Source organism: Priestia sp. YIM B13489 (assembly GCF_042787645.1).
Lineage (GTDB): Bacteria > Bacillota > Bacilli > Bacillales > Bacillaceae_H > Priestia > Priestia megaterium.
This window is the reverse complement of sequence record NZ_JBHZOQ010000053.1, coordinates 4,137,893-4,161,049: the sequence shown is the minus strand read 5'-3', so window position 1 is coordinate 4,161,049 and position 23,157 is coordinate 4,137,893. Positions and strand designations below refer to the sequence as shown.

The 23,157-nt window shown below is 39.3% G+C and carries 23 protein-coding genes; 14 read left to right on the top strand and 9 right to left on the bottom strand.

The genetic code is table 11. The features are described 5' to 3' along the window. Positions 1-39: 39 nt before the first annotated feature. A complete protein-coding gene (locus ACFX4W_RS27370; protein ID WP_280559220.1) occupies positions 40-3,228 on the bottom strand; it encodes a S8 family peptidase in 3,189 nt (1,062 codons plus the stop codon). Between the two features lie 454 nt (positions 3,229-3,682). On the opposite strand from ACFX4W_RS27370, the gene ACFX4W_RS27365 reads away from it, so the two are divergent. From ACFX4W_RS27365 to ACFX4W_RS27350, 4 genes are all read left to right on the top strand, one after another. Further along, positions 3,683-4,192: an SUKH-4 family immunity protein gene (locus tag ACFX4W_RS27365; RefSeq protein ID WP_237074789.1), complete on the top strand. Its 510-nt coding sequence runs from the start codon at positions 3,683-3,685 to the stop codon at positions 4,190-4,192. 141 nt (positions 4,193-4,333) lie between these two features. Continuing rightward, entirely contained in the window at positions 4,334-4,612 is a 279-nt protein-coding gene (locus ACFX4W_RS27360) for a YesK family protein (RefSeq protein ID WP_043979777.1), read from the top strand. 1 nt (position 4,613) lies between these two features. After that, entirely contained in the window at positions 4,614-5,072 is a 459-nt protein-coding gene (locus ACFX4W_RS27355) for a GNAT family N-acetyltransferase (RefSeq protein WP_043979775.1), read from the top strand. 476 nt (positions 5,073-5,548) lie between these two features. Then, positions 5,549-6,034, top strand: coding sequence for a hypothetical protein (locus ACFX4W_RS27350; RefSeq protein WP_237074647.1), 486 nt, complete (start codon positions 5,549-5,551; stop codon positions 6,032-6,034). 216 nt (positions 6,035-6,250) lie between these two features. On the opposite strand, the gene ACFX4W_RS27345 is transcribed toward ACFX4W_RS27350, so the two are convergent. The 4 genes from ACFX4W_RS27345 to nagA all read right to left on the bottom strand — a co-directional run bounded on the left by ACFX4W_RS27345 (position 6,251) and on the right by nagA (position 9,780). Further along, entirely contained in the window at positions 6,251-6,976 is a 726-nt protein-coding gene (locus tag ACFX4W_RS27345) for an SIS domain-containing protein (RefSeq protein WP_043979773.1), read from the bottom strand. Between the two features lie 15 nt (positions 6,977-6,991). Next, on the bottom strand, positions 6,992-7,717 hold the full coding sequence (locus tag ACFX4W_RS27340; protein WP_280559222.1) for a GntR family transcriptional regulator: 726 nt from the start codon (positions 7,715-7,717) through the stop codon (positions 6,992-6,994). A gap of 144 nt (positions 7,718-7,861) precedes the next feature. Further along, positions 7,862-8,593 (bottom strand): glucosamine-6-phosphate deaminase, encoded by a 732-nt coding sequence (nagB, locus tag ACFX4W_RS27335; RefSeq protein WP_280559227.1) that lies wholly within the window; start codon positions 8,591-8,593, stop codon positions 7,862-7,864. A gap of 2 nt (positions 8,594-8,595) precedes the next feature. Then, on the bottom strand, positions 8,596-9,780 hold the full coding sequence (gene nagA, locus ACFX4W_RS27330; RefSeq protein WP_047751445.1) for an N-acetylglucosamine-6-phosphate deacetylase: 1,185 nt from the start codon (positions 9,778-9,780) through the stop codon (positions 8,596-8,598). Between the two features lie 327 nt (positions 9,781-10,107). Between nagA and nagE the strand changes: the two genes are divergently transcribed. From nagE to ACFX4W_RS27310, 4 genes are all read left to right on the top strand, one after another. Continuing rightward, positions 10,108-11,985 (top strand): N-acetylglucosamine-specific PTS transporter subunit IIBC, encoded by a 1,878-nt coding sequence (gene nagE, locus ACFX4W_RS27325; protein WP_162213813.1) that lies wholly within the window; start codon positions 10,108-10,110, stop codon positions 11,983-11,985. Positions 11,986-12,174: 189 nt separating this feature from the next. Next, positions 12,175-12,894, top strand: a complete 720-nt coding sequence (locus tag ACFX4W_RS27320) for a DUF554 domain-containing protein (RefSeq protein ID WP_043980592.1) — start codon at positions 12,175-12,177, stop codon at positions 12,892-12,894. Between the two features lie 129 nt (positions 12,895-13,023). Beyond that, on the top strand, positions 13,024-13,398 hold the full coding sequence (locus ACFX4W_RS27315) for a VOC family protein (RefSeq protein ID WP_098332240.1): 375 nt from the start codon (positions 13,024-13,026) through the stop codon (positions 13,396-13,398). A 79-nt stretch (positions 13,399-13,477) separates the two neighbouring features. After that, positions 13,478-13,795 (top strand): hypothetical protein, encoded by a 318-nt coding sequence (locus ACFX4W_RS27310; protein ID WP_013082157.1) that lies wholly within the window; start codon positions 13,478-13,480, stop codon positions 13,793-13,795. A gap of 58 nt (positions 13,796-13,853) precedes the next feature. Here the strand turns inward: ACFX4W_RS27310 and ACFX4W_RS27305 are convergent, their stop codons facing one another. Next, a complete protein-coding gene (locus ACFX4W_RS27305) occupies positions 13,854-14,171 on the bottom strand; it encodes an iron-sulfur cluster biosynthesis family protein (RefSeq protein WP_097824061.1) in 318 nt (105 codons plus the stop codon). A gap of 512 nt (positions 14,172-14,683) precedes the next feature. Between ACFX4W_RS27305 and ACFX4W_RS27300 the strand changes: the two genes are divergently transcribed. Genes ACFX4W_RS27300 through ACFX4W_RS27285 form a run of 4 tightly spaced genes read left to right on the top strand, consistent with a single transcriptional unit; the run spans position 14,684 to position 19,462 of the window. Then, on the top strand, positions 14,684-16,378 hold the full coding sequence (locus tag ACFX4W_RS27300) for a DUF6583 family protein (protein WP_043979754.1): 1,695 nt from the start codon (positions 14,684-14,686) through the stop codon (positions 16,376-16,378). Between the two features lie 14 nt (positions 16,379-16,392). Next, positions 16,393-17,616 (top strand): ABC transporter permease, encoded by a 1,224-nt coding sequence (locus ACFX4W_RS27295; protein WP_280559231.1) that lies wholly within the window; start codon positions 16,393-16,395, stop codon positions 17,614-17,616. Next, positions 17,613-18,755 carry an ABC transporter permease gene (locus ACFX4W_RS27290; RefSeq protein ID WP_043979749.1) on the top strand — a complete coding sequence of 381 codons (1,143 nt, stop codon included), beginning with the start codon at positions 17,613-17,615 and terminating at the stop codon, positions 18,753-18,755. Before ACFX4W_RS27295 ends, ACFX4W_RS27290 begins: the two co-directional genes overlap by 4 nt. Then, on the top strand, positions 18,752-19,462 hold the full coding sequence (locus ACFX4W_RS27285; RefSeq protein WP_280559233.1) for an ABC transporter ATP-binding protein: 711 nt from the start codon (positions 18,752-18,754) through the stop codon (positions 19,460-19,462). Before ACFX4W_RS27290 ends, ACFX4W_RS27285 begins: the two co-directional genes overlap by 4 nt. A gap of 51 nt (positions 19,463-19,513) precedes the next feature. Here the strand turns inward: ACFX4W_RS27285 and ACFX4W_RS27280 are convergent, their stop codons facing one another. The 3 genes from ACFX4W_RS27280 to ACFX4W_RS27270 all read right to left on the bottom strand — a co-directional run bounded on the left by ACFX4W_RS27280 (position 19,514) and on the right by ACFX4W_RS27270 (position 21,721). Continuing rightward, positions 19,514-20,869, bottom strand: a complete 1,356-nt coding sequence (locus tag ACFX4W_RS27280; protein ID WP_013082163.1) for a hemolysin family protein — start codon at positions 20,867-20,869, stop codon at positions 19,514-19,516. Positions 20,870-20,928: 59 nt separating this feature from the next. Then, the gene (locus ACFX4W_RS27275; RefSeq protein ID WP_013055894.1) at positions 20,929-21,294 is read right to left on the bottom strand and encodes a MerR family transcriptional regulator; all 366 of its coding nucleotides are present in this window, start codon (positions 21,292-21,294) and stop codon (positions 20,929-20,931) included. Positions 21,295-21,520: 226 nt separating this feature from the next. Next, positions 21,521-21,721, bottom strand: a complete 201-nt coding sequence (locus ACFX4W_RS27270) for a hypothetical protein (protein ID WP_013082164.1) — start codon at positions 21,719-21,721, stop codon at positions 21,521-21,523. Positions 21,722-21,868: 147 nt separating this feature from the next. On the opposite strand from ACFX4W_RS27270, the gene gloA2 reads away from it, so the two are divergent. Together gloA2 and ACFX4W_RS27260 are read left to right on the top strand one after the other, a co-directional pair. Then, positions 21,869-22,267, top strand: a complete 399-nt coding sequence (gene gloA2, locus ACFX4W_RS27265) for an SMU1112c/YaeR family gloxylase I-like metalloprotein (protein ID WP_280559235.1) — start codon at positions 21,869-21,871, stop codon at positions 22,265-22,267. Positions 22,268-22,272: 5 nt separating this feature from the next. Beyond that, on the top strand, positions 22,273-23,139 hold the full coding sequence (locus tag ACFX4W_RS27260; protein ID WP_043979742.1) for a gamma-glutamylcyclotransferase family protein: 867 nt from the start codon (positions 22,273-22,275) through the stop codon (positions 23,137-23,139). The last annotated feature ends 18 nt before the right edge of the window (positions 23,140-23,157 follow it).

Genomic DNA, 23,157 nt, shown 5'->3' with positions numbered 1-23,157 from the left:
CAAAAAGGCACTTGGCCATAAGCCAAGCGCCTTTTTTCTTTATTTTGTCACCGTTTTTGCTGTTGCTTTACTCGTATTGTTCGCTTTGTCTTTTGCAGTTACGCTTAAGACTGTTTTTTCTTTTTGCTTTTTAATTTTTACTGAGTATTGTCCTTTGCTGTTAGCAGCAGCAGAGCCAATGCTTTTTTTGTTTACTGTTACCGTTACGGTAGCATTTGCTTCTGCTTTACCTGTTACAGCCGTGCTTTTTGTTGTGACAGCATTGACGCTTGGTGCAGCAGGGGGAGTTTTATCGCTCACTTTTACAGTCGTAGCTTTACTTGTATTGTTGGCTGCGTCTGCTGCTGTTACGCTGATTGCTGTACCTGCTTTTTGTTTTTTAATCGTTATGCTGTACTGGCCTTTTGCATTGGCTTTTGCTTTGCCGATTTCTTTGTTGTTCACTTTCGCTACAACAGATGCATTTGCTTCAGCGGTTCCTTTAATAGCTGTATCCGCGTCGCTGACCGGATTCACTTTAGGTGCATTTGGAGCAATAACGTCACGCACCGTTACTTTTACTTCTTCACTTTCTTGTTTTTGGCTGTTTGTAGCCGTGATGTACAAGACTGTGTTTTCTTTTTGTTTTGGAATTTTTACTTTGAACGCGCCTTTTGCATCAGCTTTTGCTGAAGCAATCACTTTCTTAGCGCTGTTTTTAACATTTACCGTAAAATTCGCTTTAGACGTTCCTGTTACATACTCATCTTTATTCGTTACGGCTTTTACCGCTGGTTTGGCAGGTGCTTTTTGAACAACTGCACGAATGCTCGTACTTGCTTTTCCGTTTGTGACAACTACTTGTAAAACGGTATCAGCTTTTTGAGCTGGAATGTTCACAGAGAACGTATTTTTTGCATCAGCTTTAACTGTGCCAAGTGTTTTTGAGCCGTTCATTACTTTAACAGTTGAACCGCTTTGAGCTTTACCTGTAACAATTTTTTGCGTGCTGACAAATGTATTTACCTGCGCTTGCAGCTGCTGTGCACTTACTGCGCTGTACGCATTTAAACGTCCCCATCCTGATACGTAATCGTAGCCTGGAGCAGGGGGTTCTGCTGGACTTTCTTCATCATCGTATACAGGAGCATCTTTTTCATCAAATTTAATATCTTTAGCTGTATCCGTTAGACGTTTTTCAACGTCTTTTGGCTTTAAGCCTGGGTTTTGTGATAGCAATAATCCCGCAACGGCTGCCACGTGAGGTGTTGCCATTGATGTTCCGCTTAAATAAGTGACGTTTCCGTCTGGAACAAGACTTGGAATATCAGAGCCAGGAGCTGTAATATCTAATCCTTTTCCGTAGTTTGAGTAGTCAGATACGATATCTAAACGGTTTGATGCGCCTACTGAAATCGCATAGGCAGATGAAGCAGGGTAAGAGAGTTCTTCCATACCGTCGTTTCCACTTGCAGCTACAACCGTTACGTTATGATCGTATGCGTATTTTAACGAATATTCAAGCACGCGGCTGTAAGATCCGCCAAGGCTTAAGTTAATGACTTTTGCACCGTGATCAACCGCGTATTTAATACCGTACGCAATTTGTTCTGTATCTCCGCTTCCAGATGCATCTAGAATTTTAACCGGTAAAATTTTTGCATGAGAATTAATGCCGGCCATTGAATAGTTATTGTTTGCAGAGGCTGCGATAATACCTGCTACGTGAGTTCCGTGTCCGTTGTCGTCTGTTGCATTTGACGAACGATCCACGTAGTTATAGCCTGTTTTTGTATCCACCACGCCTTTTAAATCAGCTAGTGATGAATCGACGCCCGTATCCGCAACGGCAATAACCGTATCTTTTAATTTTTGACCGTTTAGTAATTTTTCAAGTGATTCGTATTGAATATCGGCATGTTGCGTACCGTCATTTTTACCCGTATTGTTTAATGACCATTGATACGGATATTGTGAATCCATTGAAAGAGCGTGGTACTCTTGAACCGGCTCGATAAATTCAGTTTCAGGAAGTGCCTGAATTTGTTTTGCCGTCATTTTACCTTGAGCAGATGACGTGCTGAAACTTTTTGCATTGCTGTCATCTAATTGAATAACAAACATATTATCAAAAGAAGCAGCTGATTGTTTTAATGGATTAATAGATTCAATGCTTGCTGATTTTGACTGTGCTTTTATTTTGAATGATTTAGCATTTGCACCATCTTTTAATTTAACAATATAGCGAGTTTCAGCTTTTGTTGAAACGCTGTTTGCGCTGACTAACTTAGCTCTTACTAATACAGACGATACGTTTAAGTCCGTTACGTCTTTTAATTTTGTCTGTGCTGCTACTTTTTCTAAGTCTTTCTTTAAAGCAGCCGGAACGGATTTATAAGCGATTCTGTATAAATCATTGATTGCTTTTTGATCAGCACTTGTAATCATATAGGTGCTTGATGCGCCGTTTTTCGCTACATCTGTAAATAGACCCTTTAACTGAACTAAATCTTTGTATACTTGTTCGCGCATCGATTTATCAATAATCATTTTAGAGCTGATAAACGGAGCGGCTTTGTAGTAAAGAGAAGAAAGGTCTTTTCCGCTTGCTGTTTTTGAAAGCACAGCGTCGCGAATCGTACGCAAATCTTTTAAAATACCTTTTCCGTTTTCTTTTTGGCTTGTACTTAATTCAGCCGGGCATTCTTCTTCCATCATTTGAGAAGGAGGAAGTGAAGCGCCTTCATAGCTGATTGTATATGGAACTTCTGTTTTTTCTTCCGGCTGTGGTTCTGGAGAAGCTGAACCATCTTCCGCATCTTCTTCAATCATGTCGTCTTCGCTTCCATAATACTCAACTTTCACATAATAAGGGCCAGTCCAAGCGATTGGAAAATCTAGCTGAGCAGGCTCGTCTTTGTAAGAATATCCCATATAACGGTCAAATGCCACGTTATTTTTGGCATCTTCAAGACTAGAGTAAACCGTGATGTTTACTTCATCATCACTTTGAAGCTTAATTCGGTAGTGTGAAAACTTTGCTACCTCTTGCTTAGAAGGATTAATTTTGTACCAATGTGTTTGTTCTGGTTCTGTAAATGTTCCTTTTGCTGCTTTACCAATGCTTAATGTTTTTTCATTAGCAGGTGGATTGCCTGCCGCTTGTGTTTTCAGTAAGCCTAATTGGCTAAAACACAAGGTGAACATTAAAGCAAAAGCAATAAAACGATAAATTGACCCTTTTTTCATGTTAAACCTCCAAAAAAATATAGTAAAAAACAGGAATTACATACCTATTAAACCATAAAGTTTAAAAAATTGTAAATAATTACTGTTTCTTATTTTAGTATTTTGTCAAGTTATTAATCTCGCATAAGAAATGGTGAGATAAGTCCTAGTTGCAAAAAGTAGAAAAAATTGGAATAATAAAGATTGAGCCTGTTTATAAGAGGCGAGAGTACGCTGAAAAGGGAAGAAGGGAATGAGAATTATTTTTCGAAGCAGAATTAACTGGAGAAAATCTGATCGGTTTCTTTTTACCTGTGTTTATAAAGAGGAAATCGGGCTATATAAATAAAGATTGGAAAAATTTTCAGTCTAATTAAGTTCATTTGTAGCATATAATACGAGCTGGATTTCTTTTATAATAAACAAAAGCAAAGAAAGAGCAAATGGTGAAAAGGAGTGAAAGAAGTTGTCAAATGTGATGCAACGACAGGAAAAACGAATGAAGTTTGATGCCGAACAGCTTGCACCCCTTGATATTGATAAAGAGACAAAGAAGTTGCTAACAGAAAAAGGATTGCCCAAAGAAGCTTCACCATTTCTAGAGTTCGTTTCATCCAAAGGGAAGCTAACAACATTATGCGAAACATTTGAGTTATCATCTCGCTACCAGCACTACTGGTTTTTAGGAACAACAGGCGCTGGAGATCCAATTTGTCTTCATCAAAAAAACGGTTCGGTTGTGCTGCTCGATACGTCCAATGATGACTGCGAGCGTTTCGTGAATACAACTTTTCCGCAGTTTTTAGCATGCTTAGATGTGTTTGAAGAGCTAGTAGAAGAAACGATTCAAGCTAACGGAGAATCTGCATACTTAGAGAGACACATTCCTGCTGAGGTGCTGCAGCGATGCAAAAAACGTATAAATGAAATTGATGAAGCTTGCTTAGCCCCTTATTCTTTTTGGTTCAAAGAACTTTCTTTTTAATATAGTAGAAAAATAGACATGGCCGTTTTGGTCATGTCTATTTAGTTGTGGCTGCAGGGCTATTAATATAGATAGAATAAATAAAAATAATAGTATATAATGGATATAAATTCCTTTTTTAAAAGAAGGCGGAGGGTGTAAATGATTTCTTTATTTGGATTAATGGGTGCTTTCTTTGTTCTGCTTTTTAGTGCGTCGTATTTCTTCTATAGAAGGAACTCACCTGGGCAGTACGGAATTTCACTTAGCAGCATGCTAATAAGCATATTTCTATTTCTATATAGCATATTTGGAGTTGGCGGCTTTGAAGGAATGGGGCTTGGTGCTTTAGCGGCTGCTTTGTTCTTGGCATCGGTTTTGGGCTTGTTCGTCAGTGTTCTTTTTAATATCATAAATAGACACGGGAAAGGTGCTGTGTGAAATGGGAGAAATAACCTTTAGAGAAGCGGTGCGGGAAGATTTAGATCAAATTGTTGGAATGCTTGCTGATGATATGCTTGGAAGCAAGCGAGAGCGCTACGAATCACCGCTTCCAGCCTGTTATGTTCAAGCATTTCAGGCAATTGATGCGGATCCAAACAATGAACTGATTGTCGCATGTAAAGATAGTGAAGTAATAGGTGTTCAACAAATAACCTTTACGCCCCACATTGTACGACAAGGCGCGTGGAGAGCAACGATTGAAGGAGTCCGAACCGCTTCGTCAGAGCGCGGAAAAGGGGTTGGATATCAGCTGATTACATGGGCGATTCAACGAGCGAAAGAACGTAATTGTCAGTTGATACAATTAACAACTGACAAGGAACGGTCAGAGGCTTTGCGTTTTTATCAAAAGCTTGGATTCACAGCTTCTCATGAAGGATTAAAGCTCCATTTGTAATTCGCTATTAATGATTGTATCTCCGTGGTAAGAATTTTTTGATTAAAATGAATTTTTTAGTTTAGTTCAATTGAAACGTGGTATACAAATAGTACAGAGCCGATAGAAATTTTTCTAAGGCTACTGTGAAAGGTAAATACTTAGCTTCATGAAGGGACTGGTTTAGTTTTGGAATACTTAACAGCAACTTCAGCAAACGTATTACCTCATATGAAAAGCAGATATTCTGATCTGACAATTGGCACTCTCGTTATGAACCGATATACGTAGCGAAAGGGCCTCACAAGGGCAAATGAACATGAAATAATTAGCATGATATGAAGGGAAGAACCTGCATCAGTTTTGATGCAGGTTCTTTTTTGTGAGATGCGGCAGGAAATCTCATACAACACTTTGGCAGAAATTTATAGATAAAATTTATAGATATGGTAAACTATTTGAAATTGTATCGGCATGAAAAAGGAAGGAGGATTTCTATGGATACACGTGAGCTCTGTTATTACATTTATCAAAAGAGTGCCACAGTGGAAAAACATTATTTACCATGGGCACTTTCTATGCTGGAACATGAACAGAATTCTTTATCTCTTTCTATTTTAGCTTCTCTCCGCCCGCCTTATAATCTCTTTGAAGTAGAAGATTATTTTCAGCGTACTTTAAAAGAGCTCTCCTTATCGGAACCGAGTGAACAGGAATGTACAGATTACCTGATCTATACGCGGCTTCAAACAATTGTGCAGCATGAAGAGAGGGCGCTAACAGAAGCCAACCACTTATACACCATGTTCATTGAACTCGACTGTCCGACGGAGTTAGTAGGTTGGCTTGAAATTAGTGATATGATAGATGACTATCAGTACGGAGACAATTATTTTACCATCACGGATGAAATCATACATACAACAATTATGAAAGAAGCTAAAAGCCAGCTGGAACATTACCGTAAAAAAATCTTCAAATGAATGCACTACGAAATTTCTTATAACTTATTTGACACCTAAGGTATAAAAGAGTATACTTATGTTAAACATAGTAATTATGTCGGATAAGTAGGTTATGGTGCTGTGAACAAGACTTCTACTGATAAAGAGGAGATCTAGTCCAAATCGTACAGTCCGACTTTGATGAGATGCTTTCAAGCATCTTTTTTTTGTGCAAAAAAACAGCCGCAGGGGCTGTTATAGGGCAGTAATTCTTCCTTTGTAAGCATCAATCAACCGCTGGTTATGTTCATCTGAACCTTCCATGTTTCCGCTTAAAAAGACAGGAGGCGTGATGCCGCGGCTGAGCAGTTTTTGGATGGCTTTAGATAGGACATCATTTAAGATAGCGCCTCCAATTACAGTAGAACCAGAAGCGAAAGAAATATCTTGCTGATGAAGAAGAACGTCTCCTTTTGGAATGTGATTATTCATAACAAGATCTACGACATCATGAAGGTATTTTCCGCTTTTATGCCGCGAAGCCCGGCTCGTGGCATAAGAAGGAGAGGTAAGCCCGATAACAAAAGCGCCTTTTTCTTTTGCAATTAAGGCCACATCAATCGGAACGGGATTTACGCCCGACGTAGAAATCACAATCATGATATCGCCTGGTACGATATCTTCTTTTTCCATAAAAGTGGAGGCATAGTCGTTTTTACGCTCTAGCTGTGAAGAGCGCGAAGCTCCTTTATGAAGCATCAGTTCTTCTACAAAAATAGGATGAATCGGCGCAAGCCCTCCGGAACGGTAAAACACTTCTTCCGTTAAAATATGAGAATGACCGCACCCAAATAAATGAATGAGGTGATGAGAAGCTAGTTGCTGTGAGATTTTCTCCGCTGCGGATTCCATTGCCTGCTGTTCATGCATCTCCACTTTAGCAAGCAGTTTTGTTAGTTCCTGTAGATATAAACTAGACATAAAAAAACTCCTTAGTTAAGATCGTGTCATGTTAATCGTAAACTTATAGCGGTCTGCTCGGTACGAAGACTTCACCATTTCAAGCGGCGTGCCGTCTTGCAAATACGTATTTCTTTGAATTAATAGAACGGGTGAATATGAGCTGATTCCAAGATGTTTCACTTCGGTTTCAGAAGCTAAAATGGATTCTAACGTTTGGTTGGCTTCACCAATTTTTAGCCCGAGCTCTTCTTCAATATAGCGATAGAGAGAGTCGTTAACAATGGATTCTGTTAAGCCTTTGACTAAGTTAGCGGATACATACACGCTTTCAAGCGCCATTGGCACGTCGTCAGCTAAACGAATACGCTTGATTTCATAAACAGGTGCATGAAGAGAAATGTGCAGCTGATCGGCAATTTTTTCTGAAGCCGCAATAATTTCAAAGCTCAGCAGCTTACTGCTTGGCACCATTCCGCGCGCTTTCATATCTTCTGTAAAACTCGTTAATCCAACGAGCTGCTGCTCCAGTTTTTTTTCAGATACAAAGGTGCCACGGCCTTTTTGACGATACAAATAACCGTCGTTTACTAAATTGTTAATTGCTTGGCGAACGGTCATTCTGCTGATTTCAAATCGTTCTGCAAACTCTCGTTCAGAAGGAAGCGAATCATTCGGTTTTAACTCTCCGTTTTCAATTTGTTTTTTCAACTGTTCTTCAATTTGATAATAAATCGGAAGAGGTGAGCTTTTATCAATCACTTAAGTTCTCTCCTTTATGTAAACCTCCTCATCTAAAAAAGACGAGGAGGTATGTTATCTATATATGCTCTAACTAATAGCGAGACACCTTTCTTTCATAAAGACGGATTGATTATAGCCGGGTCAGGCTGCTTGACTATTCTTTCAAAGGTTCACTTTAGCTAAAGCTTCTTGGTCCGCAATAATTGTAACACAGTGATGCTTCTTTAAAATAGAAGCAGGGAAGTTCTCTGTGATTTCTCCGTTAAGCAGCTGATACATCGCTTCTGCTTTGGCTTCCCCGGAGATAAGAAGTAAAATTTCTTTACTTTTCATAATCGATTCAATTCCCATTGTAATAGCCTGAGTAGGCACTTCGTCAAGAGAATTAAAGTAGCGAGCATTCGCATTTCGCGTTGACTCTTCTAACGTCACAATATGAGTAGGAGAGTTGAATGACGTACCAGGTTCGTTAAAGCCAATATGTCCGTTTTGGCCGATTCCAAGAATCTGAAGGTCAATGCCTCCGTGATTTTGAATCATTTCATCGTAGCGGCGGCATTCTTCTTCAGGCGTATCAGCTAGGCCGTTAGGAACGTGCGTGCTGCTTAAGTCAATATCAATGTGATTAAATAACGCATCTGCCATATAGTAGTGATAGCTGTTTGGATCTTGCGGTTTCATTCCGACATATTCATCTAAGTTAAAGGAAGTAACGTGTTTGTAAGACGTGCCGTGCTCTTTATGATCTTGAATTAAACGATCATATAACCCTTTCGGCGTGCCGCCCGTTGCAAGTCCCAGATTCATATTTGGCTTTTCATGAAGTTTGCTAATCAGCATATCAGCTGCTTTTGCACTCATTTCACTGTAGTTTTTCACTTGGATGATATTCATTGTTAGTCCTCCTTTTGAAAGCTCAATGTGCCTCGGCAAAATGTCATTTCAACATCTAAATTTTCATTTAACACTACGATATCCGCATCTTTTCCAATTTTGAGGCTTCCTTTTGTATCGAACAGATTAAGCTGTTTTGCTGGGTTTTCAGCAGTCATTTTTACGATGTCTTCTAATGAGCAATTCGTAAAGCTCATCGTGTTTTTAATCGCATCGTTCATCTTTAAGATACTTCCTGCTAACGTTCCGTCTGCAAGGGTAGCAGTCGTGTCATTTACGTGAACAGGCTGTCCGCCTAAATCATACGTACCGTTTTTTAGCCATTTGGCACGAAGAGAATCCGTGATAAGAATCATGCGTTCACTTGTAATTTGATCGTACGCAAGCTTGACCATTTCAGGTCGGCAGTGGATGCCGTCTGTAATCAGCTCTACAAATAATTCATCTCTCAAATACGCGGCGCCTAATACGCCCGGCTCTCTATGATGAAGACCGCGCATGCCGTTATATAAATGCGTAATATGAGAAGCTCCTGCTTCGATGGCTTCACCAACTTGATCATATGTGCTGTCAGAATGGCCAATAGAAGCGACGACGTTTGTTTCTTTTAAATAAGAAGTAAGCGCTAAGCCGTTTGGCTGCTCCGGAGCTAATGTAACAAGTTTAATATGTCCTCCGGCTGCTTTTTGCCATTCTTGAAACAGTGCCACATTCGGATCTTGAATGTGAGTAGGGGGCTGTGCACCCGCACGTTTTGGTGAAATAAACGGACCTTCTAAGTGAATACCTACTACTTCAGCATCCGCATCTGTTTGTTCTTCAATATAAGCGCCCGCGTTGCGAAGCGCTTTTTCAACCGCTTCATTCGACTGCGTCATAGTGGTTGCTAAAAAGCTTGTTGTACCTTCTTTTGGGAGCGTGCGCGCCATTGTTTTTAATGCTTCTGCTGTACCGTCCATTGCATCGGCATTGTTAACGCCATGAATATGCACATCAATGGCACCAGGAATCACTTTATAGGAAGGAGAAAGCTCAATTACATGGTCTTTTGGCTGACGGACGTATTGATGTATCTCTCCGATTTCAGTAATTTTCTTGTTCGTTAGTTTAATATACCCGTTTTTTAATGTCTGATTTTCACTATAAACGGTTACATTATAAATAATGATGGATGAATGTGTATCCATACATACACTCCTTTGCTCGTTGTATTGATTTAAGTGTAACGCTTTTTGAAATAGTTGTCTAGACCAGTTGATTATTTTTTGGGAACTAGAAAGTTTTGTAAGGGCTTTTAACATTGATATAGAGAGGTTTTTAAAAAGAAAATTGGTATAGACAACTATATATTTTATGTGCTAGTATGAGTCCATGCAGTAAAACCGCCGTTATTTCAGCTGATGATGTAATCATGGGCTGGGATGAATGCGGTAACTTGTCATCCGATAAATATTGTTACGAAAATCCTTGCTCGTAACATCGGGTTAAATACGTTATACAAAGGGGATAGAAACATGCTGAATTTTTTACAACGTATTGGTAAATCGCTTATGCTGCCAATCGCAGTATTACCTGCTGCGGCATTGCTTCTTCGTTTGGGTCAAAAGGACTTATTGGATATTCCATTTATGGCACAAGCCGGAGATGCAATTTTTGCGAATTTAGCACTACTGTTTGCACTCGGTATTGCTGTAGGGCTTTCAAAAGATGGAAGCGGCGCAGCAGCACTTGCCGGAGTGGTCGGTTATTTTGTGTTAACAAAAGGAACTGTAGCTATTGATAAAGATATTAACATGGGTGTACTCGGCGGGATTGTCTCGGGGGTAACGGCTGGTTTACTATACAATCGTTTCTCAGCCATTAAGCTGCCAGAGTGGCTCGGCTTCTTTGCAGGAAAGCGGTTTGTACCGATTATTACCTCAGTCGTTATGCTCGCACTTGCAGGAATCTTCGGGGTTATCTGGCCGCCGATTCAAGATCAAATTAACAACTTAGGAACGTGGATTACAGGAGCAGGGGCGCTTGGTGCAGGTATATACGGATTTTTAAACCGTCTATTGATTCCAATTGGGCTGCATCACGTGTTAAACAGCTTAGTATGGTTTGTATTCGGAGATTATCACGGCGTAACGGGAGATTTGAATCGCTTCTTTAAAGGCGATCCAACGGCAGGAACATTTATGTCTGGATTCTTCCCGGTTATGATGTTTGGTTTACCGGCAGCAGCGCTTGCGATGATCGCAGCAGCTAAAAAAGAAAAACGCAAACAAGTCAGCGGGATGTTAATTGGACTTGCTGTTACTTCTTTTTTAACGGGAATTACGGAACCAATTGAATTTCTATTTATGTTCGTAGCACCGTTATTATATGTTATTCATGCCGTTTTAACGGGAATATCGATGGCTTTAGCCGTTGCTCTTGGTATTCACGCTGGATTTGGATTTTCAGCAGGGGCCATTGATTTCTTCTTAAACTACGGAATTTCACAAAAACCGCTGCTGTTAGCAGGAATTGGAATTGTGTATGCAGTCATTTACTTTGTCATTTTCTACACGCTGATCAAAGCATTAAATTTAAAAACACCGGGGCGTGAAGACGATGAAGAAGTAGACACATCAAACGAAACGGTTGTGGCAACAGGCGATAAATATGTGGATATGGCGTCTTATTTTATTGAAGATTTAGGCGGAAAAGAAAACTTGACCGTAATTGATAACTGTGCGACTCGTCTTCGTTTACAAGTAGCTGATGCCGGCAACATTAACGAAGCTGCCTTAAAGCGTCACGGAGCGAGAGGAATCATGAAGCTCAGCAAAACAAATGTTCAAGTCATTGTCGGAACAGAAGTAGAATTTGTTGCGGACGCAATGAATCAATTAGTTAAATACGGCACAGCGTCAACCGCTGCACCTGTTGAACAACAGGCTGTTCAAGCACACACACACACAGAGTTTGTGTTACCGTTTGAAGGCGTTGTAAAGCCGCTTAGTGAAGTAGAAGATCAAGTGTTTTCACAAAAAATGATGGGTGACGGCTTTGCGATTGAACCGACTGAAGGAACGCTCGTATCACCGATTAACGGTGAAGTCATGACCGTATTCCCAACAAAACATGCGATTGGCTTAAAAACAGCAGAAGGAATTGAAATCCTCATTCACGTTGGATTAGATACCGTGAATTTAAAAGGCGAAGGATTTGAAGCGCTTGTTCAAGAAGGCGACAGCGTTCAACAAGGGACGCCGCTTTTACAAGTGAATGTAGACTATGTTAAAAAGCATGCACCGTCTATTGTGACACCAGTTGTATTTACCAACTTGCCAGCGGATAAAGAAGTAAAGCTGTTAAAAACAGGTTATCAAAAGCAAGGCACAAAAGACGTTATTACATTTTAATAAGATGGCTGGAACAAACGTGTTTTAGTTAAAGATCCGAATGATTCATCGTTCGGATCTTTTTATTTTCTTCATAATTGCAAAAAAAATATGTTAAAATTTAGTGTGTTTGATACAGCTAGTGCAGAGCAGAGAGGGAGTAGAACAAATGAAAACAGTAACGGCATTATTCAAAGTAAAGGTGACAGCATGTTTATTATAGGAGCATTAGTAAACGGACTAGCGATTGTTGTAGGAACATTAACGGGCAAGCTTGCTCACCGCATTCCTGAAAAAGTAAGCGTGACGGTAATGCAAGTGATGGGGTTATCCGTTATCACGCTCGGTTTGCAAATGGGTTTTAAAAGTCATCAGTTTTTAATTGTAATTTTGAGCTTAGCCATTGGAGCGGTTATTGGTGAGTTCATTGATTTAGATGAAAAGCTAAACCTTTTAGGCAATATAATTGAACGGAAATTTCAATCACAGCAAAATGACAAGCAAACATTCAGTATTTCACAGGGCTTTGTAACAGGGACGTTAATTTTTGTTATTGGAGCGATGGCGATTGTCGGGGCATTAGACAGCGGAATACGCGGCGATCACAGCGTATTGTTTACAAAAGCGGTGATGGATGGGTTTATCTCATTATTATTAACGACTACGCTTGGAATAGGCGTCATTTTCTCAGCTGTGCCCGTGTTTCTATACGAAGGCATCATTGCGTTATTTGCCACGCAAATTAATGCGATTGTGCCGCAAGATTTAATGAATAGTATCATTGCCGAAGTCACGGGAGTAGGCGGCGTATTAATTTTAGCAATTGGGATTAATTTATTAGAAATTATTAAAATTAAAGTTGCGAATTTACTGCCTTCGATTTTAATTGCGGTTGTGATTGTAGTTGTACAGCATACATATTTTTTATGAAGAAAAAGCTTGTGAATAGTATTCGCAAGCTTTTTTGTATATATGAGCAAAAGTTAAGGTAATGGCAGGTATAAAGTGATGCGTGGATAATGGTATAGAATGAACCGAAAACAAAAAGGAGGATTAAAAATGCCGAGTCCCGTTTTCAATAAAATGAATACGGTATTTATTCACGTAGCTCATTTAAAAACTTCGGTAAAATGGTATAGCGAGTTATTGAATCAAGAATACAAGATGAGCGAAGTTAAGAACCCAGTTTATAATCTTAAAATTGATGGAGAAACAGGATTAACGCTAGACGCAGGTCCCAAAGGAAAAGAAAAACAAATAGCGGTTAGTCTCCATCCAATTTTTAATTTTCATACTGAAGATATTAAAGAAGCGTATGAATTTGTTAAAGGGCTGGACTATACGATTGATTCTCCGATTACTTCTTTTGAAGATTTTTCGTTTTTTACCATAAAAGACCCGGATGGACATGTGGTCATGATTTGTACAGGTTAAGTCGTTAGCTCCAGAAGTTTAAGGTATAGTATACTAAGAAGAAAACCCTAATGAGATGAAGTAAGGAGAAATACTGCTTATGAAAGACAATCAACAGATTACAGCTCTTATTGCTGCACAAGTGGAAAAGTTAGCACGTCAATTTGGCTATGACTTTTTATCTGAAAAACAAGGGAATCAAACGCTTTGTCAAATTCTTCAGCGAGATGAAGACGGATCTATTTTGGCAACGCCGCTTAGTTTTCATTTACATATGAATGAAGACAAAGGGACGGGAGATATTATTTACTACCATGAACAAGGAGAATTTAAGCGTCAGCAAGTGAATGTATATGAAGAAAACAGCCTTGTGAACGTGTTGTTATTTATCCAAGAGCGCTTAAAGGTCAATCGATAGAAGCGAGTTTCCTAACATATGCAAGAAAAAAAGCAGGGAGTTAGTTCCCTGCTTTTTTCTATGAATTGATATAGCGCAATCCTACGCGGTTATTAAAAATTTGGTTGTGATTTTTGAAGATAAAAGCACCTGCTGCGTGATCAATTACCAGCTCATTGTCGTACACTTCTTCCATGTCGTCATCAACAATAAATTCTAAGTCTTCAACCGTTACAACTTTTTCATAGGGTTGAAGGCTGCGCTTTGAGATGATCTTCATTTCATAAATTGTATTAACAATATCGCAGCTTCCTCGATCAAAAGAAAGCTGAATCATTTGATTTTGTTCTACGTTCCGCAACGCTTCTTTTGCAGAAGGAGTGACGCGTATATTCATAATGATATCCTCCTTTTTCTATCCTCAAATTAAATTGTGTAAAATGTATTTAGCAATACTTTACTCGATTTTTACATCACCGGCAAGAAAAAAGCTTTCTTATATTATTTCCCTTTCGAACCAGAACAAAACGCTGCTTTTTTATCATCTTTTCATAAAGGCGTACATAGATATCACCTGTATATGATTAAAGGAAAAAGAGATCGACTATAGAAAAGTGCCGATTCGTAATTCTTAGGTGTAAATGCTTAAAAATAGGAATATATTGTAATAAACTAAGAAGTTAAGTCATTTGCCCATTTTGGTAGTTATTGAGATAGTTTTGAATAATTGGTTTTATTTTCAATATATTGGGTACTTAAGTAGAGTACTTTGCACACGATATTGCACCGAAAGACATCGGTTTATCGGACTAATTATTGTCTTATTTTGTCGAAGTAGTAGAATTTATGGAAACCATTCCTTATCATGTACAAAGTGACTAACAAAATACATAGGAGGTTCTGGTGTAGATGAGTGAGAAAGATCAAAACAGAACAACAGACGAAACAGCGGCTTCGCTAGAAACAGCGCCCGCTCCCAAAAAAGCACCGGCTAAATGGATTATCATTTTAGCAGCTTTAATTGTGATTATTGGAGGAGCAATTACATTTGCTACGGTATTTAAAAAATCTCCTAAGCAATTATACTTAATTTCTGAAGTAAATACGTATCAAAAAGCAGCTGATGAATTAGAAACAAAGTACAGTGAAACGATGGCTTATCAGGAAAAAGCGATGAAGCAGCCTTCTACTACAAATGCTACTATCAAAGGCGGTTTTAACATGGATTCACTTTCCTATGATCCAAGCTTTAAAATGATTCAAGATCTTATCAGTAAAGCTGAAATTAAAATTAAAGCGGAACAAGATCCGAAAAAAAGTGAAGGATACGGTTCACTGGCTCTTAATATCGGCGGTTCAAAAGCGCTTGACCTAGAAGGGTTTCAAACGAAAGAAAGAATAGGCTTTAAAGCCCCGATTCTAGCAAATGAATATTTCTATTTAAACTTAGACGAATATGGACAGGTAGCGCGTAAGTTCGATCCTTCTTATTCAGGTCCTGAAACGCTTGATATTAACACAAGCAACGTGAGTTTAGAAGACTTAAAGTTAACGGAAAAAGAAAAGACCTACATTGCAAAAGAGTATGGAACGTTCATTTATGAGGAGCTAGACAGCGATTATTTTACCAAAGAAAAAAATGTGGATTATAAAACAAATGGCAAAACGCTTCAGTTAACAAGCGTGACGCTTAACATGTCTGATAAAGAAACAAAACAATTTATGGATAAGCTTATTGCGAAGGTAGCAAAAGATGACAAGCTTCATACCATCTATGCAAATCACGTATCTAAGCTGTTTAAATCTTCGGCAGCAACGAATCCAGAATTAAAAGATATGGCAGATCCAAAAGAATTGAAAAAATCAGTAAAAGAAAGTCTTCAAGACTTCCAGAAAGAAGCAAAAGATACGACTTACCCTGGCGGTGTTAAATCAACTGTGTACGTTCAAGATGATGTTGTGGTAGCTCGAGATATGAACATGGGCGTAAAAAATGCTTCTAACGATAAAGGCAAACTTAACGTAGTAACTAAAAATATTCCGTATGAAGATAACAAAACGGCTAAGCAGTTTAAAGCAGTTTTAGCGGATAGCACTACCGATGATGCGTTTACGTTTGATATGAAAAATAACGTAACAACGGAAAGTGAAAAACGAAAAGAAAACATGTCTATTCATTTGTTAACAAAAGATTCAAAAGATGAAGACACGAATATGACGTTTAAAATGGATTCGGTAATCAATGGTAAAACCGATGCGAAACAAACGGCTGACCGTACTTTCTCTTTAGACTTAGGTGATCAAGAAGATCTAGTAGTAAACGGGGAAGTAAAGCAGAATCAAGCAATAAGTGCTTCAAAAGGAAAAGCAGATTATTCGTTTGATATTCGTACAAAAATAGGACCAAAAGCAGATCCGGCAAACGTTACGTTAAAAATTGACTCTGCTTCTCAATTAAAAAAATCAGCAGCTATTCCAGAGCTTGATGCGTCTAATGCAACAAATGTAAAAGATGTAACGCCTGAAGATATGCTGTCGATTCAAGAAAATTTCGCTAAAAATGTTCAAGGTCTCATGATGAATATGGGAACCGCTGGTTACTAAAAGGTGCAAAGCAGATGAAGATATATTTCTCTTTGACTCTTTTTACATGTAAAGCTCTATTGAAAAATATAAAATCTCTCATACTGCTAATAATGATCCCTGCTCTGTTTTTACTTGGAGCAGGGATCATTATTAGTCAGACCATGCAAGGTGAGGAGAGAGTAAATCGGTTCCCCGTGGCAATTGTGGATAAAGATGATACTGCACAAACGAAGTACGTCATCGAACAGCTGACTGAAGGTAAGCTTCACAAGATCATGAAGCCTCTTTACACGAATGAACAGAAAGCTAAACAGCTGCTGCAGCAAAATAAAGTGGCAGCCATTGTGACGCTGCCAAAAGGTTTTAGTCACGATATTGCTCATGGGAAAAATCAGCCTTTACACGTCATTGGGAATAGCAATAAGCCGCTTCAGTCACAGCTGTTTCGATATGTGATGGAAAGTGCAGCCGACTACACATCAGCTGCTCAAAGCGGTATTAATACGGTTGATGCCTTTTTAGAAAAAGAAAATGTTTCCGATGAAAATAGACACGCAGAGTTTAAGAAGAGCTTGGTGACGTTTGGGCTTCACGTGTTAGATCGAGGAAGTTTATTTGATGAACAAATAGAAACGAGTTTCTTTCAGCAGGATATGAAGCAATATTATGTCCTGTCTTTTGCTGCTTTGCTGCTTATGATTTGGAGCTACGGCGGATGGCTGCTTGCTAGTGAAACGCAGACTTCTCCCGTGCTGGCTCGAATGAAAACAAGAGGTGTATCGTTTGTCCACATTTATTTAGCACAGCTGACGGCTCTGTATGTTCTTTTGCTACCGGCCTCTGTCGTTTTGTTCGGAAGTCTCCTTAAAGGACTCAAACTGCCTGTAACCGGTACGTACGGAGAGCTTTTTTTAGGGGTAAGCGGAAGCTTGTTTGCTTTTTTATGTTTGTTTTTACTGCTTCGGGTTCTTGTTTTATCACAAAAAGCTTATCAAATAACCGGTTTGCTGTTTATTTTGCTGAGTGCGATTTTAAGTGGACATGTTGTGCCGGTCGTCTATTTACCGGACTGGGCGAGTGGTTTTCAGAAATGGTCACTCAACACCAGAGTCTTGGAGCTGTTATTTTATGAATTTGATGGATATAACACAAACGAAGCTTTTCTTTACCTTAAGCCTATTCTCATTACGGCAGCGGGAAGTTTTGTTCTTGCTGTTTTCTACGTGATGACGCTGCAAAGGCGGTGGAGAAAATGATCAGTGAAAAAATAAAGCAGCTGCTGAAGCGCCCTATGCTTGTTATCATGATTTTCTTTTTACCTTTAATAGGAACGATTATTAGCAGCTCGTTTTTAGCAAAAGTACAAAGTGATTCAAAAATACCCGTTGCTCTTGTCGATCAAGATCACAGCCAAATGTCTAAACAAGTGATCAATCGACTACAGAAAACAACAGAAATTCAGTTTCTTTCTCTGAACGAAGAACAAGCGAGAAAGCAGCTGGCCAAAAATAAAATTGACAGCATTTTTATGTTTCCTAACGGATTTCAACAAGAAGTAGAAGCGGGGAATTATCAAGGAGTCATTGATTTGCTCACGCTGCCTTCTTCCGTTGCCACAGAAGCGGTTCGAGAAGTCGTGGCGAGTGAAGTGACAAGGTTAACGACAAATATTAAAGCGGCAAATGAAGTGCGTTTTTTATATAAAGTTTATAACATTCATGCAGGACCGGATTTATGGAAAGAAGCGTATCGTTATACCGATAACCAGTGGAAGCCAAAGCCGCTGATGACAATTGATTACGAGGCGCAAGGAACGAAGCATACGAAGCAAGGGAGCGCTCAAGTGACCGGATACGTGCCGCTATGGGGATTCTTTACGCTTTTACTTTGCTGCCTCACATCAGATTGGATGATTAAAGAGCGGAAGCACCTTTTCAAACGAATGAAAACGATGCAAAAAGGACTTTACGGTTATATTCGAAGCGTCAGCGCCGCTTATGCTGTGCTATACATGCTTCAAGCTCTCATAAGCTTTGCTCTATTTAAATGGCTTTATGGAGTAGAGTCTTACGGCGTGCTGCTGTATATGTGTATCTATGTGATTGTGTGCGTTGCTTTTAGCACGTGGCTTGCAAGTGAAAGCCAGCGAATTGGATCTTATTATATGATCAGCGTTGTTATGGTCACAGGACTCAGTATAATAGGAGGGAGCTTTTTCCCGGTAGGAGAGCTTTCTGCAACGATTGAAAGAATAAGTCAGTGGCTTCCGCAGCATCTGCTTCTGTATCAGCATGCACTGCCGCTTACGTTCATTTGGAAAGAGCTAGCTGTTTCCATTGCATGTATATGTTTGTGCGCGTTTAAAATAGTGTGGAATGTGAGGAGCATCAAATGATTGAAATTAACAATGTTAGCAAAACATACGGAAAAAAACGGTCGTTAGCAAATGTTACGCTGACCGTAGAAAGTGGAGAAGTCATTGGTCTTTTAGGACCAAACGGCGCTGGTAAGTCGACGCTTCTGTCTATTTTGTCTACCATTACGGCTCCTTCAAGCGGGAATGTCACGATTGGAGGCTTATCGCTTAAGAAAAATCAAAAAGCGATTCGAGAAGTCATTGGCTACGTTCCACAAGACATAGCGCTGTGGGAAGAGCTTAGCGTAAAAGAAAACATGAAAATGTGGAGTAAAATGACTTCACGCTCTCTGTCGAATGAACAGCTTCAGTCTCTTTGCTCAGCTGTACAGCTCGAAGGAAGATGGAAGGAAAAAGTGAAAAATTTATCAGGAGGCATGAAGCGAAAGCTCAACATAGCCGTTTCACTTATTCATGAACCGTCCGTTTTGTTAATGGACGAGCCGACAGTCGGAATTGATTTGCAGTCCAAGCTTGAGATCATTCGTTATATTAAACAGCTGGCGGCAAAAGGAAAGACGATTATCTATATTACCCATGATTTGAATGAAATATTAGACGTGTGTCATCGGTTTGCGGTCTTAAAGGAAGGAAAGCTGGAATTTGTCGGCACGATGGACCAAGCGAAGGAAAAGACTGGGGAAAAGGCAGAAGAGAACGTTGTGTATAAGCTGCTGCATGATTAAGATAAAGTAATGATAAAAAAGAGCCGCTTCATGAAGAAGCGGCTCTTTCTATTATGCTTGTGTAACTTCTTGTTCTGGTGAATGACTTTCAGGCTGTACGCGTTCTTCTTCAGGAAGGGCACGTACTTCTACTTCTTTCATTTGGTGACCGTCCATTTCTTTTGCAATAAACTCGTATCCGAAAAGTTTGAACGATTCGCTTTCCTGGATATCGATATTTTGCATTAGCATCCAGCCGCCAATTGTATCGATATCGTCGTTTTCAATTTCGATATGAAGGACTTCGTTAACTTCTTCAAGCAGTACTTTTGAGTTAAAGACAAAGTGCTGATCGCTGATTTTTTGAACAAGCGGCTTTTCATCTGTATCAAACTCATCTCGAATTTCTCCAACGATTTCTTCTAAAATATCTTCAACGGTAACGATACCAGCCGTACCGCCGTACTCGTCAATCAACACAGCCATATGCGTACGTTTCTTTTGCATCGAGCGCAATAGGTCTTGAATCGCTACGGTTTCAATTACTTGAATAATAGGATTCATATAAAGCTTCACGCTTTGCTTTTTTAACGCATCGTTAATTACGACATCGTTTAGAATCTCTTTGACGTTGACTAAGCCGATAATGTTATCTTTGTCTCCGTCAACGGTAACAGGGTAACGAGTGTAGCGATCTTCTACAGCAAGCTTTAAGAAATCTTCAATGCTGTCGTCTTCAGAAACAGCTGAAATTTCTGTTCTTGGTACCATGATTTCGCGAGCAACACGGTTATCGAATTCGAAAATGTTGTTCACGTACTTATATTCAGACTGGTTAATTTCCCCGCCTTTAAAACTTTCTGATAAAATAATGCGCAGCTCTTCTTCACTGTGCGCAAGTTCATGCTCTGAAGCTGGCTTTAATCCAAACATTCCAGTTAATAAACGGGCAGAACCATTTAGTAACCAAATGAAGGGGAACATAATTTTATAGAATAAAATTAACGGACGAGCAAACAATAACGTAACTGTTTCAGCTTTTTGAATCGCAAATGTTTTTGGCGCTAATTCACCAACGACTACGTGAACAAACGTTACAAGCGCAAATGCGATAATGAATGAAAGAATATGTGTTAAAGATGCAGCAACACCCATTTTTTCAAACAGGGGTTCTACAATCTTCGCAACAGTCGGTTCTCCCAACCAACCGAGTCCTAAAGCAGTAATCGTAATACCAAGCTGACACGCAGATAAATACTCATCTAAGTGTGTCGTCACGGTTTTAACCGCATTCGCTCCTTTTTTTCCTTCAGCAACAAGTTGATCTACCCGTGAACTACGAAGCTTCACAATTGCAAACTCTGAAGCAACGAAAAAAGCAGTGAGTACAATTAAAATCGCAAAAATAATTAAGTTAATGGTTATCAATGAATATACTTACTTTATAATGCTATAAAGTAAGTAAACACCTCCTGTAAATAATAAATTTACGACAGCAGCAGCAGTAAAGAGTGCAAAAGAGTGACGCTTTCTGGTGAGAGCCGATTCATCATTACTTTTCGATCTTCTTCATTAAGCTTTTCCATAAGCGGTGCAACTTCTTTTAAACTGTCGTTTAGTACGTAAAATTTGGATGCTAATTCGTCTTTGGAGTGGCTATTCTCGGATTGCTCTATAGAAAATAGAGAAGAAATCTCTTCAAGAGAACGGCCTTCGCTTTTTAATTTTTCAATTAAGTAAAGACGTTTCAGCGCTTCTTCGTTATAAAAGCGATAGTTAGAAGCAGAGCGTTCTGCTTTTAACAAACCAATGTTGGTATAATAGTCAACCGTGCGTTTCGTTACATGTGCCATCTCTGCAAGTTCGCCAATTTTGTATGTCGCAACCCCATCAGAATACCACCTCCTTTAACTATGTCAACCATCACGTGATGGTTTTTATCTGCGTAACTATTTATCTTTTATCCTATCGTAATTAAGTATACGCGCGTAAGATCAAAAAGTTTCATTTTTTATTAGCATTCAGTATATCTCAAAATAAGGTAGTTTGACAAAGATTTTATAAAAAAACTCGCTTATATTAAGCGAGTTTTTTAGTAGGATGACGTACGATAATGTGCATGCGTTCATACACATATTGAATACGTTCAGTATAATCTATGAACTCAGGGCTCATTGGAGATAGCTGATCAGCAATACGGTGCATAATAGCAGCTTCTTCTTTTAACGAATCTAAATTTTGAGTTCGGTCAATTCTTGCTTTAAATGTTAACGAAATCATGTTATTCACCTCGTTGTTATGTTACTCGTTATAAGGCGCTATGTCCGTGACTTTTATCACTCTAGTCAAAGGTGATAACGTAATTATTTGATGTTTGCCGGCATTTTGTGTAGGATGATTAGAAAAGGGTTTTTATGGGAGAATGAAATGGATTTAAAACGAATGCACCACGTAGCCATTATAGGAAGTAATTATGAACGTTCAAAAGCTTTTTATGTAAATGTGTTAGGATGCAAGATTATAGAAGAAACATATAGAAAAGAAAGAGAGTCATATAAACTAGATTTAGAAGTAGCTCCTGGCTATCAAATTGAGTTGTTCTCGTTTCCAAATCCGTCACAGCGTCCTTCAAGACCTGAAGCGTGCGGCTTACGCCATTTAGCTTTTGCCGTTGAAAGCGTAGAGGATTCCAAGCGTGAACTAGAGCAGCAAGGGATTGATGTGGAACCTATTAGGGTAGATGAACTAACGGGAAAAAAATTCACTTTTTTTGCTGATCCGGACGGGTTACCGCTAGAGCTTTATGAAGAGAAAGAGGGGGAATAAGGAGTATGTGCAATTATTTATTTGTATACGGAACGCTTCTTGAAGGAGAAGGTAATCACGGATTGCTGCATCATGCGCGCCCTATTGCCAAGCAGGCAAAAACGAAAGGGAAATTATATGACACAAAGCAAGGCTATCCTATGCTTGATATTGACAGTGAACATAGTGTATACGGAGAAGTATATGAAGTGACCGATCAGCTTATGTGGAAGGCTCTTGATGAATTAGAAGGGTACATTCATGAAGGTCATAAAGATAATGAATATGATAAAGTTGTGCAAACGGTTGAAACGGACCAAGGTGAATTTGAAGCCGTTGTGTATGTGGCAAGCGATCGTTCGCTGCTGCACGAATTTATCCCGAGCGGAAACTGGCGCGTGTGGAAAGAAGATTTATTAGAAGGTATGCTGTATTTTGCTTACGGTTCATGTATGGATAACGATCGTTTTATTAAGCACGGGGTGGATCAGCATTTCCAGGACTGTCTCGGCAGAGCTGTTTTTAAAGGCTATACGCTTCGATATAACCACGTTATTCATGACGGAGGACGTGCAGATATGGTGGAAGAAGGCGGAGTCGTTGAAGGCAAACTGTACCGCGTGCCGCCTGAAGCAATTACGTACCTGTATGGCAGAGAAGGCGTAGATAATAATGGCTATCGTCCTGCTATTATTTCTGTCGAGCATGAAGGTAAGATGGTGGATCATGTTCTTACTTTTTTTGTGTTAAATAAAGAAAAAGAAGTCGCACCTCCGGATCATTATTCGACTGAAATTATTCGAGGGGCAACAGGTGTACTCAGCGAAGAATATGTTCAGAAGCTAATAGAACAAGTCCATGCGCTAAAAAATAGCGATGTTGTAAATAACTAATGTAAAAAGAAGCAGGAA

Coding starts and splice junctions, on each gene's coding strand:
- ACFX4W_RS27370 (WP_280559220.1), bottom strand. CDS start 3,228: ATGAAAAAAGGGTCAATTTATCGTTTTATTGCTTTTGCTTTAATGTTC.
- ACFX4W_RS27360 (WP_043979777.1), top strand. CDS start 4,334: ATGATTTCTTTATTTGGATTAATGGGTGCTTTCTTTGTTCTGCTTTTT.
- ACFX4W_RS27355 (WP_043979775.1), top strand. CDS start 4,614: ATGGGAGAAATAACCTTTAGAGAAGCGGTGCGGGAAGATTTAGATCAA.
- ACFX4W_RS27350 (WP_237074647.1), top strand. CDS start 5,549: ATGGATACACGTGAGCTCTGTTATTACATTTATCAAAAGAGTGCCACA.
- ACFX4W_RS27345 (WP_043979773.1), bottom strand. CDS start 6,976: ATGTCTAGTTTATATCTACAGGAACTAACAAAACTGCTTGCTAAAGTG.
- nagB (WP_280559227.1), bottom strand. CDS start 8,593: ATGAATATCATCCAAGTGAAAAACTACAGTGAAATGAGTGCAAAAGCA.
- nagA (WP_047751445.1), bottom strand. CDS start 9,780: ATGGATACACATTCATCCATCATTATTTATAATGTAACCGTTTATAGT.
- nagE (WP_162213813.1), top strand. CDS start 10,108: ATGCTGAATTTTTTACAACGTATTGGTAAATCGCTTATGCTGCCAATC.
- ACFX4W_RS27320 (WP_043980592.1), top strand. CDS start 12,175: ATGTTTATTATAGGAGCATTAGTAAACGGACTAGCGATTGTTGTAGGA.
- ACFX4W_RS27315 (WP_098332240.1), top strand. CDS start 13,024: ATGCCGAGTCCCGTTTTCAATAAAATGAATACGGTATTTATTCACGTA.
- ACFX4W_RS27310 (WP_013082157.1), top strand. CDS start 13,478: ATGAAAGACAATCAACAGATTACAGCTCTTATTGCTGCACAAGTGGAA.
- ACFX4W_RS27305 (WP_097824061.1), bottom strand. CDS start 14,171: ATGAATATACGCGTCACTCCTTCTGCAAAAGAAGCGTTGCGGAACGTA.
- ACFX4W_RS27300 (WP_043979754.1), top strand. CDS start 14,684: ATGAGTGAGAAAGATCAAAACAGAACAACAGACGAAACAGCGGCTTCG.
- ACFX4W_RS27295 (WP_280559231.1), top strand. CDS start 16,393: ATGAAGATATATTTCTCTTTGACTCTTTTTACATGTAAAGCTCTATTG.
- ACFX4W_RS27290 (WP_043979749.1), top strand. CDS start 17,613: ATGATCAGTGAAAAAATAAAGCAGCTGCTGAAGCGCCCTATGCTTGTT.
- ACFX4W_RS27285 (WP_280559233.1), top strand. CDS start 18,752: ATGATTGAAATTAACAATGTTAGCAAAACATACGGAAAAAAACGGTCG.
- ACFX4W_RS27275 (WP_013055894.1), bottom strand. CDS start 21,294: ATGGCACATGTAACGAAACGCACGGTTGACTATTATACCAACATTGGT.
- ACFX4W_RS27270 (WP_013082164.1), bottom strand. CDS start 21,721: ATGATTTCGTTAACATTTAAAGCAAGAATTGACCGAACTCAAAATTTA.
- gloA2 (WP_280559235.1), top strand. CDS start 21,869: ATGGATTTAAAACGAATGCACCACGTAGCCATTATAGGAAGTAATTAT.
- ACFX4W_RS27260 (WP_043979742.1), top strand. CDS start 22,273: ATGTGCAATTATTTATTTGTATACGGAACGCTTCTTGAAGGAGAAGGT.